Raw genomic sequence first — 540 nt, 5'->3', positions numbered from 1 at the left:
GTCGCGGTCGCCGGTGACGATCAGCACCTCGAAGCCCTCGGCCTCGGCCTGGGTGGCGAGGGTGGCGATCACGTCGTCCGCCTCGAACCCGTCGACCGCGAAGCGGGAGACGTGCATGGCGTCGAGCAGTTCGCCGATCAGCTCGACCTGGCCCTTGAACTCGTCGGGGGTCTTGGAGCGGTTCGCCTTGTACTCGGTGAACTCCTCCGAGCGCCAGGTCTTGCGGGAGACGTCGAAGGCCACCGCGAAGTGCGTGGGCTCCTCGTCACGCAGGGTGTTGGCGAGCATCGACGCGAAGCCGTAGATCGCGTTGGTCGGCTGGCCCGTCGCGGTCGTGAAGTTCTCCGCGGGCAGCGCGAAGAACGCGCGGTAGGCCAGGGAGTGCCCGTCCATGAGCATCAGCCGGGGACGGCTCCCGCCGGAGGGGTTGTCGGTCTTCTTCGATGCTGTCTCTGCCACATCCCCGATCCTGCCACGACCCACTGACAGCCGGCCCCCACGCCGGGGCGGCGCGGGCCGGGGCGGCGGGCGCGAGCCGGG

Annotated in this window: 1 protein-coding gene; it reads right to left on the bottom strand. The window is 70.4% G+C overall.

Features of this window, described 5'->3' with window-relative positions; translation table 11 throughout:
• The coding region (locus CCN42_RS40875; RefSeq protein ID WP_422641142.1) for a 5'-3' exonuclease at positions 1–459 on the bottom strand (459 nt) is incomplete at its 3' end.
• Positions 460–540: the final 81 nt, after the last annotated feature.

The organism is Streptomyces glaucescens (assembly GCF_002154375.1).
Lineage (GTDB): Bacteria > Actinomycetota > Actinomycetes > Streptomycetales > Streptomycetaceae > Streptomyces > Streptomyces glaucescens.
Note: the sequence above shows the minus strand (reverse complement) of the source record. Positions and strands in the feature narration are given on the sequence as shown.